The 13,594-nt window shown below is 56.9% G+C and carries 9 protein-coding genes; 6 read left to right on the top strand and 3 right to left on the bottom strand.

Going from position 1 to position 13,594, the window contains the following annotated elements:
• Positions 1-13: 13 nt before the first annotated feature.
• Both RMR24_RS11950 and RMR24_RS11945 read right to left on the bottom strand, forming a co-directional pair.
• Positions 14-2,113, bottom strand: a complete 2,100-nt coding sequence (locus tag RMR24_RS11950; RefSeq protein ID WP_310615300.1) for a 3-hydroxyacyl-CoA dehydrogenase NAD-binding domain-containing protein — start codon at positions 2,111-2,113, stop codon at positions 14-16.
• Positions 2,114-2,144: 31 nt separating this feature from the next.
• Positions 2,145-3,785, bottom strand: coding sequence for a 3-(methylthio)propionyl-CoA ligase (locus tag RMR24_RS11945; protein WP_310615299.1), 1,641 nt, complete (start codon positions 3,783-3,785; stop codon positions 2,145-2,147).
• A 118-nt stretch (positions 3,786-3,903) separates the two neighbouring features.
• Here RMR24_RS11945 and RMR24_RS11940 point away from each other — a divergent pair, with 118 nt between their 5' ends.
• The 6 genes from RMR24_RS11940 to RMR24_RS11915 all read left to right on the top strand — a co-directional run bounded on the left by RMR24_RS11940 (position 3,904) and on the right by RMR24_RS11915 (position 9,490).
• Positions 3,904-5,415 (top strand): protein adenylyltransferase SelO, encoded by a 1,512-nt coding sequence (locus tag RMR24_RS11940; protein ID WP_405023339.1) that lies wholly within the window; start codon positions 3,904-3,906, stop codon positions 5,413-5,415.
• On the top strand, positions 5,412-5,819 hold the full coding sequence (gene msrB / locus RMR24_RS11935; RefSeq protein ID WP_310615297.1) for a peptide-methionine (R)-S-oxide reductase MsrB: 408 nt from the start codon (positions 5,412-5,414) through the stop codon (positions 5,817-5,819). The genes RMR24_RS11940 and msrB overlap by 4 nt, the downstream gene beginning before the upstream one ends.
• Before the next feature lie 8 nt (positions 5,820-5,827).
• Positions 5,828-6,373, top strand: coding sequence for a septation protein A (locus tag RMR24_RS11930; protein ID WP_310615296.1), 546 nt, complete (start codon positions 5,828-5,830; stop codon positions 6,371-6,373).
• Positions 6,370-6,639 carry a BolA family protein gene (locus RMR24_RS11925; protein ID WP_310615295.1) on the top strand — a complete coding sequence of 90 codons (270 nt, stop codon included), beginning with the start codon at positions 6,370-6,372 and terminating at the stop codon, positions 6,637-6,639. The genes RMR24_RS11930 and RMR24_RS11925 overlap by 4 nt, the downstream gene beginning before the upstream one ends.
• 8 nt (positions 6,640-6,647) lie before the next feature.
• The gene (locus RMR24_RS11920; RefSeq protein ID WP_310615294.1) at positions 6,648-7,430 is read left to right on the top strand and encodes a peptidylprolyl isomerase; all 783 of its coding nucleotides are present in this window, start codon (positions 6,648-6,650) and stop codon (positions 7,428-7,430) included.
• Between the two features lie 65 nt (positions 7,431-7,495).
• On the top strand, positions 7,496-9,490 hold the full coding sequence (locus RMR24_RS11915; protein WP_310615293.1) for a U32 family peptidase: 1,995 nt from the start codon (positions 7,496-7,498) through the stop codon (positions 9,488-9,490).
• Here the strand turns inward: RMR24_RS11915 and purL are convergent, their stop codons facing one another.
• Positions 9,491-13,522, bottom strand: a complete 4,032-nt coding sequence (gene purL, locus RMR24_RS11910) for a phosphoribosylformylglycinamidine synthase (RefSeq protein WP_310615292.1) — start codon at positions 13,520-13,522, stop codon at positions 9,491-9,493.
• Between the last annotated feature and the right edge of the window lie 72 nt (positions 13,523-13,594).

The raw sequence follows: 13,594 nt of genomic DNA, 5'->3' as shown, positions 1-13,594 counted from the left end.
CCTTAAATTCAATTCAGTTGAAGGTCTTGCCTTCGGCGGCGAGTTTGGCGAGCAAAGGTGCTGGCTTCCAAAACTCAGCGTCATCGTGTGGGTTGGTGGCAAAGCGCTGCATGGCTTGCACCACGTTGAAGAGGCCCAACTCGTCGGCGTAGTTCATGGGGCCACCACGGAAGATGGGGAAGCCATAGCCGCTGATGTAGACCATGTCAATGTCGCTGGCCTTGCTGGCAATGCCTTCTTCTAAAATATGCGCGGCCTCATTGACCAAGGCAAAGTTCAGGCGCTGCACGATTTCTTCGTCGCTGATCTTGCGGGGCTTGATGCCCATCGCTTCGCGGTGTTTGGCAATCATGGCCTCCACGTCTTTGTTCGGAATGGCGTCGCGTTTGCCCGGCTTGTAGTCGTACCAGCCCGCGCCTGTCTTTTGACCAAAGCGCCCTTGTTCGCACAACAGGTCGGCTGTTTTGCTGTAGCGACGCGTGGGGTTTTCTGCGTACTGGCGTTTGCGAATGGCCCAGCCAATGTCGTTGCCAGCCAAGTCGCCCATGCGGAATGGGCCCATGGCCCAGCCAAATTTCTCAAGGGCTTGGTCCACCTGTGCAGGCGTGCAACCTTCGTCGAGCAAGAAGCCGGCTTGACGACCGTATTGGTCAATCATGCGGTTGCCAATGAAGCCATCGCACACGCCCGACAGCACGGCAATCTTCTTAATTTTCTTGGCCACGTCCATCGCCGTGGCCAGCACGTCTTTGGCGGTGTCTTTGCCACGCACCACTTCGAGCAGTTTCATCACGTTGGCAGGGCTGAAGAAGTGCAAGCCCACCACGTCTTGGGGACGCTTGGTGAAGTTGGCAATTTTGTTCAGGTCGAGCGTAGAGGTGTTGGACGCCAAAATCGCGCCCGGCTTCATCACGGCATCAAGTTGTTTGAACACGGCTTCTTTGACACCCATGTCTTCAAACACGGCTTCAATCACGAGGTCTGCATCCTTGATGTCGTCGTAGCTGAGTGTGGTGCTGAGCAACGCCATGCGCTCGGCCATCTTGTCTTGCTTGAGTTTGCCTTTTTTGACACGGTCTTCGTAGTTCTTTTGAATCGTGGCCAAACCTCGGTCTAAAGCCTCTTGTTTGGTTTCAATCATCTTGACCGCAATGCCTGCATTCAAGAAGTTCATGGCAATGCCGCCTCCCATCGTGCCCGCGCCGATGACGGCCACCATTTTGATGTCGCGCACCGGCGTGTCGCTTGGTACATCGGCAATTTTGCTGGCGGCGCGTTGTGCGCCAAACAAGTGGCGTAAGGCGCGGCTCTCAGGCGTCCACATGAGGTTGATGAACTGTTCGCGCTCGAACATCATGCCGTCGTCAAACTTTTTCTTGGTGGCCATTTCCACCGCGTCCACAGCCTTGGGGGGTGCGGGGTAGTTTTTGGCCATGCCTTTGACCATGTTGCGGGCGAACTGAAAGTACGCGTCGCCTTGTGCGTGCTTGCAAGGCAGGTCGCGCAATTTGGGCAATGGACGCACATCGGCCACTTCGCGGGCGTAGGCCAAGGCCTCGTCCATGAGGCTTTTGGGCGACATGGCCATTTGGTCAAACAGTTTTTGGCCGGGCAGCATGCTGAGCATGTCGCTCTTAATCGCTTCGCCGCTCACAATCATGTTCAACGCGGGCTCTACGCCCAACGCGCGCGGTAAACGTTGTGTGCCGCCTGCGCCGGGGATCAGGCCCAGCTTCACCTCCGGCATGCTGATGCTGGTGCCCGGCGCACAAATGCGGTAGTGGCAACCGAGGGCCAGCTCAAGGCCACCGCCCATGACCACCGTGTGCATGGCGGCCACCACAGGTTTGCTGCAGTTTTCCACGCAAGAAATCACGCTGAGCAAGTTGGGCTCTTGGAATGCTTTGGGTGAACCAAACTCGCGCACATCCGCACCACCCGAAAACGCTTTGCCATGGCCGGTAATCACCACGGCTTTGACCGCAGCATCGGCTTGCGCATGCGCAATGGCGACGACGACGGCGCGTCGTGTTTCTAAACCCATGCCGTTGACGGGTGGGTTGTTCAAGGTAATCACAGCCACATCGCCGTGTACTTGGTAGTCTGCACTCATTGCATTTCCTTCATTAAACGAATCGGGAGGGTTAGGCGCTTGGCAGCTTGTAGTCTTTGAGCTGCTCGCGTAATTTGGTTTTGAGCATCTTGCCGGTGGCCCCAATCGGAATGGCATCGACAAACACCACGTCGTCTGGAATTTGCCACTTGGCGGTTTTGCCCTCGTAGAAAGCCAGCAGTTCTTCACGGCTCACTTGGGCGTCGGGTTTTTTCACCACAGCCACGATGGGCCGCTCGTCCCACTTGGGGTGGGCCACGCCAATGCAAGCCGCCATCGCCACAGCGGGGTGAGCCACGGCAATGTTTTCAATGTCGATGGAGCTGATCCACTCGCCACCTGATTTGATGACGTCTTTGCTTCGGTCCGTGATTTGCATGAAACCATCGGCATCGATGGTGGCCACGTCGCCTGTGGGGAACCAGCTTTGACCGTCTTTGTCTTTCACGAGCGGGTTGCCCTCGCCTTTGTAATAGCTAGACACCACCCATGGGCCGCGCACCAGCAAGTCGCCATAGGCTTTGCCGTCGTGCGCTTGTTCTTCGCCCGCGTCGTTGACGATTTTCATGTCTACGCCATAAATCGCGCGGCCTTGCTTCATCAGCAATTTCATTTGCTCTTCTTTGGACAGCTTGAGGTGCTTATTTTTCAAGGTACACAAAGTGCCCAAGGGGCTGAGTTCTGTCATGCCCCAGGCGTGCAACACCTCAACGCCGTAGTCATCGCGGAAGGCATCAATCATGGCAGGGGGGCATGCCGAGCCGCCGATGACGGTGCGCTTCAGGGTGGAGAACTTCAAGCCATGGGGCAGCATGTACGTCAGCAACATTTGCCACACGGTGGGTACACCGGCTGCGTAGGTGACGCCCTCGTTCTCGATCATCTCGTACACCGACTTGCCGTCCATGCCCGGGCCTGGAGACACCAGCTTGGCACCCGTGAGCGCCGCGCTGTAGGGGATGCCCCAAGCGTTGACGTGAAACATAGGCACCACGGGCAAGATGGCGTCACGCGCGGAGATGCACATCACATCGGGCAGCGCAGCGGCGTAAGCGTGCAAAGTGGTGGAGCGGTGGCTGTACAGGGCCGCCTTGGGGTTTCCTGTGGTGCCACTGGTGTAGCACATGCTGGATGCGGTGTTTTCGTCAAACACAGGCCATGGGTAGCTGGTGCTTTGTTTGCCCATCCATGCTTCGTAGCTGATGAGGTTGGGGATGCCAGTGTCTGCGGGCAATTTATCGGCATCGCACATCGCCACCCAGTGCTTCACCGTGGTGCACTTGCTGTGCACGGCTTGGACGATGGGCAAAAACGTCATGTCAAAGCACAGCACTTGGTCTTCGGCATGGTTGGCAATCCACGCAATTTGTTCAGGGTGTAAGCGCGGGTTGATGGTGTGCAGCACGCGGCCTGAGCCGCTGACGCCAAAGTACAACTCAAGGTGGCGATAGCCGTTCCAAGCGATCGTAGCCACACGGTCGCCGAATCCCAACTTCAGGCCATCCAAAGCATTAGCCACTTGGCGTGAACGGCGTGCCACGTCTGACCAGGTGTAGCGGTGAATGTCGCCCTCTACGCGTCGCGACACCACTTCACCATCGCCATGGTGTTTGTCTGCAAACTCAATCAAGCTTGAGATCAACAGAGGTTGGTCTTGCATCAGTCCTAGCATGGTGCCTCCTTGCTGGTTTGTTTTTTCGCACGGTCGTGCTTTTTTATGTATTGTGCCAAGTCTTTGTGTCGATTTGCGTAAAGCCCACAAAAAACCAGCCTATGGATAACCCGAGACAATGGGGTCTATGTTTGATATTGCCGCCACTCCAACTGCTGACTTGCCTTGGCTACATACGTCTGAAAAGGGATTTGCGTCACTGGGCGAAACATTCGCCACGCCGACCGATCCCACTCCCCTGCCAGCAGCACATTGGGTAGGCTGCAACGATGCTTTGCGTGATGGTCTGGGCTTACCCACAAACTTGTGGGAACAACAAGAGGCTTTGGATCTTTTCACTGGCAACCGACGCACAGCAGACCACCTCACTTATGCCAGCGTCTACAGCGGCCACCAGTTTGGCCAATGGGCGGGGCAGCTCGGCGATGGCCGTGCATTGAACCTCGGGGCAATCCAAACCCCAGCAGGCCTGCAAGAGCTGCAACTCAAAGGCGCAGGTCCAACGCCCTACTCACGCCGCGGTGATGGACGCGCTGTATTGCGTTCCAGCATTCGCGAGTTTTTAGCCAGCGAAGCCATGCATGGTTTGGGCATTCCCACCACACGCGCTTTGTGTGTCACAGGTTCACCCGCTCATGTACGCCGTGAAGAGGTCGAAACTGCCGCCGTGGTCACCCGCGTAGCACCGAGCTTTGTGCGCTTTGGCCACTTTGAGCATTTCGCATCCAACGGCCAAATCGATGAGCTGCGTGCATTGGCCGATCATGTGGTGACAGCGCATTTCCCTGAGTTGCAAAACAAACAAAGCACTGAGCGCTATGTCGCGTTGTTGCAGGAAGTCACCCAGCGCACCGCCACTTTGATGGCCCAGTGGCAAGCCGTGGGGTTTTGCCATGGCGTGATGAATACCGACAACATGAGCGTGCTAGGTCTCACGCTCGACTATGGGCCATTTCAGTATTTAGATGGCTTTGACGCCAACCACATTTGCAACCACTCTGACCACCAAGGCCGCTACGCCTATGCGCGGCAGCCGCAAATTGCTTACTGGAACTTGTTCTGCCTCGGTCAAGCCCTGATGCCGCTGATTGACGAACAAGCACTCGCTTTGGCTGCACTAGAAAGCTACAAAGAAACTTTCCCAAGTGCTATGGACCAAGGCATGCGCAACAAACTGGGGCTGAATGGCGTGCACGAGGGCGACCGCGCATTGGTGGAAGACCTACTGCAAGCACTGCAGCAAGACCGTGTGGACTACACCGTGTTTTGGCGCCGTTTGAGCTTGGCTGTGCGTGAATCTGCTCACAGCACCCATGCGTTTGAGCCCGTGCGTGATCTCTTCATGCACCGCGAGGTGTTTGATGCATGGTGCACCCGTTATCTAGACCGCCTAGGCTCAGTCAACCGCCTGTCAGCAGGCGACGCCATGCTGTGCACCAACCCTAAATACATTCTGCGCAACCACTTGGGCGAACTGGCCATTCGCCAAGCCAAAACAGGCAACTTTGCGATGGTGCAAGACCTGTTGCATGTGCTGCACGCGCCCTTTGACGAACACCCCACTTACGAAGCCTGGGCTGGCCTTGCGCCAGATTGGGCTTCATCCATCGAAATCAGTTGCTCCTCATGACCCTCCAAAAAACCGAACAAGAATGGCGCGCCCTCCTCGCCGCCAAAAACGCCGAGCCCGTGGCATATGAAGTGACGCGCAAAGCTGCCACTGAGCGCCCGTTTACCGGCAAATATGAAGACCATTGGGAAAAAGGCAGTTACCACTGCATGTGCTGCGACGCCAAACTGTTCGACGCGTCTACCAAGTTTGATGCGGGCTGCGGCTGGCCCAGCTTTCACACCGCAGTCACTGAAGAAGCGATCACCGAGCATCGCGACACGACACACGGCATGGTGCGGGTGGAAACGGTTTGCAGCCAATGTGGCGCTCACCTCGGCCATGTGTTCAACGATGGGCCTGCGCCTACTGGCTTGCGCTATTGCATGAACTCGGCTTCGTTAGACTTCGTGCCAAACAAATAATTGCGCTTATGAAATTACTGCTCGACTTCTTCCCCATCATCCTGTTCTTCGTGACCTTTAAAACGTGGGGCATCATGGCCGCCACGGCTGTGGCCATTGCAGCTACCGTGCTGCAAATTGGCTACCTGTGGCGCAAAAACGGGTTTGTCGAACCCATGCAATGGGTCAGCCTTGGCGTCATCGTGGTGTTTGGCGGGGCGACGCTCCTGACGCAAGACGAAACCTTCATCAAATGGAAACCCACCGTGCTGTATTGGCTCATGGCCAGTGCCTTGTGGCTGGGCCATTACGTGTTCAAACGCAACTTCATCCAAAAGCTCATGAGCGCACAGGTGGCGTTGCCAAACCATGCATGGGGCGTGCTTTTGCACAGCTGGGCATGCTTTTTTGCGGTCATGGGCTGCGTCAACATTTGGGTGGCCAACCACTTTGACACTGATACGTGGGTGAGTTTCAAACTCTTTGGCGGCTTGGGCCTGATGCTGGTGTTTGTGGTGGCCCAAGGCATGTACATGAGCCGCTTCATCAAAGAGCAGCCTGAGGACCAAGCATGAGCATCACCTCACACCTGCTGACACAGCGATTACAAGAACGCTTAAATCCCGTTTTTGTTGAAGTTCTAGACGAAAGTGCGGCCCATGCAGGCCACGTTGGCGCCAACGACAGCGGCTTTGGCACACACTTTCGCGTGCGCATTCAGAGTGACATCTTCACTGGCAAATCCCGCGTTTCGCGCCATCGCCTTGTGTATGATGCATTGCAAGAATATATCGATCAAGGCTTGCATGCCTTGGCCATTGAAGTCATAGAAACCCCCTGAGAGCTGACATGAAAAAACAAATGATTTGGACCGCTGTGGCAGCCGCTGCACTCGCTTGCTTGAGCATGGGCGCCAATGCCCAAAACATCGCCATCGTCAACGGCAAGGCTGTGCCTTCAACACGTGTCGAAGCACTGGCTCAACAAGTGGCCCGCTCTGGTCGCCCTGTCACTCCCGATGTGGAAGCCCAAATCAAAGAAGAAGTGATTGCGCGCGAAATCTTCATGCAAGAAGCGCAAAAGCGCGGTTTAGACGCCACGCCTGAGTACAAAACACAAATCGAGTTGGCCCGTCAAACCATTTTGATTCGCGAGTTGTTCGCTGAATTCCAAAAAACTTCTGCTGTCACCGACGCTGACGTGCAAGCCGAATACGACAAATTTGTGGCGGCCAACGGCGGCAAAGAGTACCGCGCTCGCCACATTTTGGTGGAAACACAAGCCCAAGCTGATGCCATTCTTGCCAGCCTGAAAAAAGGCGGCAAGTTTGAAGACATCGCCAAGAAGCAATCCAAAGATCCAGGTTCAGGCGCCAATGGTGGCGATCTCGATTGGGCCGCTGCTGGCAACTACGTCAAAGAATTCTCAGACGCCATGGTCGCTTTGAACAAAGGCCAAGTGTCTGCGCCTGTGCAAAGCCAGTTTGGTTTCCACATCATCCGTTTGGACGACGTGCGTGAAGCCCAGTTGCCAAAGATTGAAGACGTGAAGCCACAAATCGTGCAACAAATGACGCAACAACGCATGGCCGCCTTCCAACAAGAACTGCGCGCCAAAGCCAAGGTCGAGTAAATCACCTTCGCGTCACTGACACAGCGGCCTTCGGGCCGCTTTTGTTTTTCTAGATAATTCACGCTATGTCTTTGCTTAACCACCAACTCGAACTCCTAGCCCCCGCGCGTGATGCCGACATCGGCATTGCTGCCATTCACCACGGCGCAGACGCGGTGTACATCGGCGCTCCTGCCTTTGGTGCGCGAGCCAGCGCCTCCAACACGCTGCAAGACATTGAACGCTTGTGCAAAGAGGCGCACCGCTTCAACAGCAAAATTTTCATCACCCTCAACACGATTCTGCGCGACGACGAGCTGGAAGCCGCGCAAAAAATGGCGTGGGATGTGTACCGTGCAGGCGCAGATGTGCTGATCGTGCAAGACATGGGTTTGCTTGAGCTGGACTTGCCGCCTATTCAACTGCACGCCAGCACACAAACCGACATTCGCACGCCCGAAAAAGCCCGCTTCATGCAAGACGTTGGCTTCTCACAAATCGTGTTGGCCCGCGAGCTGACGCTGCCGCAAATCAAAGCCATCCACGATGTGTTAGACGACGAGCGCTGCAACTTAGAGTTCTTTGTGCACGGCGCTTTGTGCGTGGCCTACAGTGGCCAGTGTTTCATCAGCCATGCCCACACCGGTCGAAGCGCCAACCGTGGCGACTGCAGCCAAGCCTGCCGCCTGCCCTATCACGTGACCGATGCCGAAGGCCGCTTCATCGCGCATGACAAACATGTGCTCTCGATGAAAGACAACAACCAAAGCGAGAACCTCGCGGCTTTGGTCGATGCCGGAGTGCGCAGCTTCAAAATCGAAGGCCGTTACAAAGACATGGCCTATGTGAAAAACATCACCGGCCATTACCGCGTGTTGATGGACGAGCTGATCGAAGCCCGTCAATACTCGACCGACCCGGAGCGCCCACCCCTCAGCCGCGCATCGAGTGGCAACACCACGCTGTACTTCACGCCCAACCCAGAGCAAAACTTCAACCGCGAGTTCACCGACTACTTTGTGCAAGGCCGCAAAGAAGACATTGGCGCATTTGACTCGCCTAAGAACCCAGGCATCGTGTTGGGCGAAGTGATGGGCACTGGCTCCAATTGGCTCGAAGTGCAGCCATACGACAAAGCGGCCGTGCTGCACAACGGCGATGGCCTTTGCTACTACGATCTACAAAAAGAACTGGTGGGCGTGGCCATCAACCGCGCCGAGCCAAGCCCCAAAAAAGGTGTGTGGCGTTTATTCCCCAGAGACCCGATTGAAGGCTTTCGCGATTTGCGTGCAGGCATGGTCATCAACCGCAACCGCGACATGGATTGGGTGCGTGGACTTGAGAAAAACTCAAGCGAACGACGCATTGGCGCATGGGTCGAGCTTGCAGAAACTCCGCAAGGCTTTGCGCTCAAGCTCACCGACGAAGACGGCCACACGGCCAGCGCCACCCTCGCCTGCTCCAAAGAACTCGCCAAAGACGCTGTGCGCAACGACGCCAGCCTGCGCGAGCACTTGAGCAAATTTGGCGCAAGTGTGTTTGAAGTGCTCAACCTTCAAATCAACATCAGCCAAGCTTGGTTTGTTCCCGCCTCGTCACTCAACGCCTTGCGTCGCGACGCGGTGGAGCAGTTGGAACTCGCTCGTCTAAAGGCTTATGACCGTCCCCAACGCGCAGTAGCCGTTGAGCCCCCCGTGAGCTACCCCGAAGATTCGCTCACCTACCTTGCCAACGTGTTCAATCAAAAGGCACACGACTTTTATGCCAAGCACGGCGTGAAAGTGATTGAAGCCGCTTATGAAAGCCACGAGGAGCTAGGCGAAGCCAGCCTGATGATCACCAAACACTGCGTGCGCTTTAGCATGAGCTTGTGCCCCAAACAAGCCAAAGGTGTGACGGGTGTGCAAGGCACAGTCAAGGCCGAGCCGCTGATGCTCATCAATGGCAGCGAAAAGCTCACCCTGCGTTTTGACTGCAAGCCCTGCGAAATGCATGTAGTGGGCAAGATGAAAAAGTCGGTGCTCAACCAGCGCATCAAAGAGATGGCCGAGTCACCGATCACGTTTTACAAAACGCGTTGATCAACCCACCCACTTGCGTGCATTGCGCCACATGCGCATCCAAGGGCTGAACGCATCCACGCCTCCTGAAGCAGCCAAGTCGGTCCAGCTCATTTGCACGTTGCGGAACACGCGCTCGGGGTGCGGCATCATGGCGGTGAAGCGTCCGTCTGCTGTGGTGACCGCAGTCAGACCTGCCAAGCTGCCGTTCGGGTTGAACGGGTACTGCATCGTCGCTTGGCCGTTGTTGTCCACAAAACGCATAGCGCCAATGGTTTGGGCAGCATTGCCGCGAGCTTGAAAGTTGGCGAAGCCTTCGCCGTGCGCCACGGCGATCGGCAAACGTGCACCCGCCATACCTTCGAAGAACAAAGATGGCGACTTCAACACTTCCACCATGCTCAGACGCGCTTCAAAACGCTCGCTTTGGTTGGTGGTGAAGCGTGGCCAGTGCTCAGCGCCAGGAATGATGTCGGCCAACTCGGCAAACATTTGGCAACCGTTACACACGCCCAAACCGAAGGTGTCGGTACGTGCAAAGAACTGCTGCATTTTCTCAGACAACACGGGGTTGAACGTGATGCTGCGCGCCCATCCAATGCCAGCGCCCAAGGTATCGCCGTAGCTGAAGCCACCGCACGCCACCAAACCTTTGAAGTCTTGCAGCTTGGCGCGGCCTGTTTGAAGGTCGGTCATGTGCACGTCGTACGCGTCAAAGCCGGCTTCGGCAAACGCATAGGCCATCTCAACGTGTGAGTTCACGCCTTGCTCGCGTAGCACGGCGACTTTGGGTTTAGTGGCCACGTTGATGAACGGTGCTGCCACGTTGTCGGTGATACCCGCTGGCAAATGCACGTGCATGCCGGGGTCTGTGGGGTTGCCCGCTGCGGCGTGCTCTGCATCGGCACACGCAGGGTTGTCGCGTTGTTGGCAAATCTTCCAGCTCACGCTGTCCCACACTTGGTGCAGGTCGGCCAACTTGGCCACAAACACTTCTTTGGTGTCGCGCCACACGCTGATCTCGCCCTTGCCTTTGGCTATGGTGGATGACTGTGGTCGTGTCTTGCCCACAAAGTGGCTGTGCTTGGACAAGCCATGCTCACGCAAGGTTTGCATCACTTCGTTGCGCTCAGATGTGCGCACTTGCAGCACCACACCCAGCTCTTCGTTGAACAAGGCTTGCAGCGTCAGCTCTTCGCGACGAGCACCGACCTGTGAAGCCCAGTTTTTGGTGTCGCCATACTCAGCGCGGCTGTCGTGGATGCCGTCGCCTTCGGTGATGAGCATGTCCACATTCAGCGCCACGCCCACTTGGCCTGCAAAAGCCATCTCGCACACAGTGGCTATCAAGCCACCATCGCTGCGGTCGTGGTACGCCAAGATCTTGCCTTGCGCGCGCAATGCGTTCACCGCGTTAACGAGCTTAATCAAGTCTTGCGCATCGTCGAGGTCTGGCACTTCGTCGCCAGCCTGGTTCAGCACTTGGCCCAAGATGCTGCCCGCCATACGGCGCTTGCCCTCGCCCAACTGCACCAACACCAAGGTGGTGTCTTCGGTGTTGTTGAGTTGTGGTGTGAGCGTGCCACGCACATCGGGGATGGACGCAAACGCGCTGATGATCAGGCTCACGGGTGAGGTGACTTTTTTGGTTTCGCCGTTCTCACTCCACTGCGTGCGCATGGACAAACTGTCCTTACCAACAGGAATGGAAATTCCCAGGGCTGGACACAGTTCCAAGCCCACAGCTTTGACGGTGTCGTACAGCGCAGCGTCTTCACCAGGCTCGCCGCAAGCGGCCATCCAGTTGGCGCTGAGCTTGACGCGAGGCAATTCAAACGGTGCGGCCAACAAGTTGGTGATGGCTTCAGCCACAGCCATGCGGCCAGAGGCCGGTGCGTCTAGTGAAGCAAGCGGCGTGCGCTCGCCCATGCTCATGGCTTCACCCGCGAAGCTTTGGTAGTCGGCCAAGGTCACGGCCACATCGGCCACAGGCACTTGCCAAGGGCCCACCATTTGGTCGCGGTGCGTCAGGCCACCCACGGCGCGGTCACCGATGGTGATGAGGAATCGTTTGCTGGCCACGGTGGGGTGGCTGAGCACGTTGATGACGGATTCTTGCAAGCTCACGCCTGTGAGGTTCATGGGGGCGCTGGTGCGCTCAACGCGCGTGACGTCGCGGTGCATCTTGGGTGGCTTGCCCAGCAGCACGTTCATGGGCATATTGACTGCCGCCTCTGCACTTTCACCTATGTGGTGAGCTAGCACCGCATCTTCATTGGCAACAGTCAAATGACGCTCTTCAGTCGCCACACCCACCACCGCAAATGGACAACGCTCGCGCTCGCAGAAGGCTTTGAATTGCTCCAGCGACTCTGGCGCAATGGCCATCACATAGCGCTCTTGGCTTTCGTTTGACCAAATTTCTTTAGGGGCCAAGCCCGATTCTTCGAGGGGCACTGCGCGCAAATCAAAGCGTGCGCCACGGCCTGCGTCGTTGGTGAGTTCTGGAAACGCGTTGGACAAACCGCCCGCGCCCACGTCGTGAATGGCAAGGATGGGGTTGTTCTTGCCTTGGGCCCAGCAATGGTTGATCACCTCTTGCGCACGACGTTCAATTTCGGGGTTGCCGCGTTGCACCGAATCAAAGTCCAGCTCAGCCGCGTTGGTGCCGCTGGCCATCGAGCTGGCGGCACTTCCGCCCATGCCAATGCGCATGCCGGGGCCGCCCAGTTGAATCAACAGGCTGCCTGCGGGAAATTCAATCTTCTTGGTTTGTTCGCTGTCAATCACGCCCAAGCCACCCGCAATCATGATGGGCTTGTGGTAGCCGCGTGTCACACCGGCCACGTCTTGCTCGTACTCGCGGAAGTAGCCTGTCAGATTGGGACGGCCAAACTCGTTGTTAAACGCCGCGCCGCCTAAGGGGCCCTCGGTCATGATTTGCAAAGGGCTGGCCATGTGTGAGGGACGGCCCAAACTTTTGCCATCCGTGCTGCCCCACAGCTTAGACACCGTAAAGCCCGACATACCGGCCTTGGGCTTGGAGCCTCGGCCTGTGGCACCCTCGTCGCGAATCTCGCCGCCGTTGCCGGTGGACGCACCGGGGTAAGGCGAAATGGCGGTGGGGTGGTTGTGGGTTTCGACCTTCATCAACACATGGTTGGTGGCGGATACTTTTTCGTACTGAGGCAGATCTTTGCCATTGTTGGTGGCCAAAAAGCGTTCGACTTGGTGGCCTTCCATGATGGAGGCGTTGTCCGAATAAGCCACCACAGTAAATTGCGGGCTGGTTTTTTCGGTGTGGCGAATCATGCCAAACAGGCTGTGCGATTGCGCTTCGCCGTCGATGGTGAACTCGGCGTTGAAAATCTTGTGCCGGCAGTGCTCGCTATTGGCTTGCGCGAACATCATCAGCTCCACATCGGTGGGGTTGCGCTTGAGTTGGGTGAAGGCGTTTACCAAATACGCAATCTCATCCTCAGCCAAAGCCAAGCCCCAACGCTTGTTGGCGTCATGCAAGGCGGCCTCGCCACCTTGGAGCACGTCCACTTGTTCCATCGGTGCGGGGTGCAATTCGGTGAACAAACCCAGCGCCTCATCGCGTGTGCGCATCACCGACTCGGTCATGCGGTCGTGCAACACATCGGCCACGGCCAGCAATTGTTCGGGTGTGAGCGTGGCTTTGCTCAGCAAGCCGTCTTTGAGTTGAATGTGGAACTCGGTGATGCGCTCAATGCGCTTGAGCTGCAAGCCGCAGTTGTGTGCAATGTCAGTCGCCTTAGACGCCCAAGGCGACACCGTGCCAAAACGTGGCGTGACCACCAGCAAAGTGCCTGCGGGTGATTTGTGCGCAGGCTCGCCATAGGTCAGCAAAGCAGCCAGTGTTTGCTGCTGCGCGGCATCCAGCTTGGCCTCGGTCGCAGCCAAATGCACAAAACGCGCGCTCAGACCATGGATTTGCGGGGAGATGGCCGCCAAACGGGGCAAGAGCTGTTGAACACGGAAATCGCTGAGGGCGTTGCCGCCTTCGAAAATGCTGAGGTGCAGGGACACGAGGGAGCCTTGAGAAAAAGACGGAAATCGAATCGGGCCGGGCCGCTGACTGGGGCTGGTCGGCAAAGGTTA

This window comes from Limnohabitans sp. (genome assembly GCF_031539105.1).
Taxonomy (GTDB): domain Bacteria; phylum Pseudomonadota; class Gammaproteobacteria; order Burkholderiales; family Burkholderiaceae_C; genus Limnohabitans.
Note: the sequence above shows the minus strand (reverse complement) of the source record. Positions and strands in the feature narration are given on the sequence as shown.

What these genes read in the sequence shown, in the direction of transcription:
- RMR24_RS11950 (WP_310615300.1), bottom strand. Translation starts at nt 2,113, where the DNA reads ATGAGTGCAGACTACCAAGTACACGGCGATGTGGCTGTGATTACCTTG.
- RMR24_RS11945 (WP_310615299.1), bottom strand. Translation starts at nt 3,785, where the DNA reads ATGCTAGGACTGATGCAAGACCAACCTCTGTTGATCTCAAGCTTGATT.
- RMR24_RS11940 (WP_405023339.1), top strand. Translation starts at nt 3,904, where the DNA reads ATGGGGTCTATGTTTGATATTGCCGCCACTCCAACTGCTGACTTGCCT.
- msrB (WP_310615297.1), top strand. Translation starts at nt 5,412, where the DNA reads ATGACCCTCCAAAAAACCGAACAAGAATGGCGCGCCCTCCTCGCCGCC.
- RMR24_RS11930 (WP_310615296.1), top strand. Translation starts at nt 5,828, where the DNA reads ATGAAATTACTGCTCGACTTCTTCCCCATCATCCTGTTCTTCGTGACC.
- RMR24_RS11925 (WP_310615295.1), top strand. Translation starts at nt 6,370, where the DNA reads ATGAGCATCACCTCACACCTGCTGACACAGCGATTACAAGAACGCTTA.
- RMR24_RS11920 (WP_310615294.1), top strand. Translation starts at nt 6,648, where the DNA reads ATGAAAAAACAAATGATTTGGACCGCTGTGGCAGCCGCTGCACTCGCT.
- RMR24_RS11915 (WP_310615293.1), top strand. Translation starts at nt 7,496, where the DNA reads ATGTCTTTGCTTAACCACCAACTCGAACTCCTAGCCCCCGCGCGTGAT.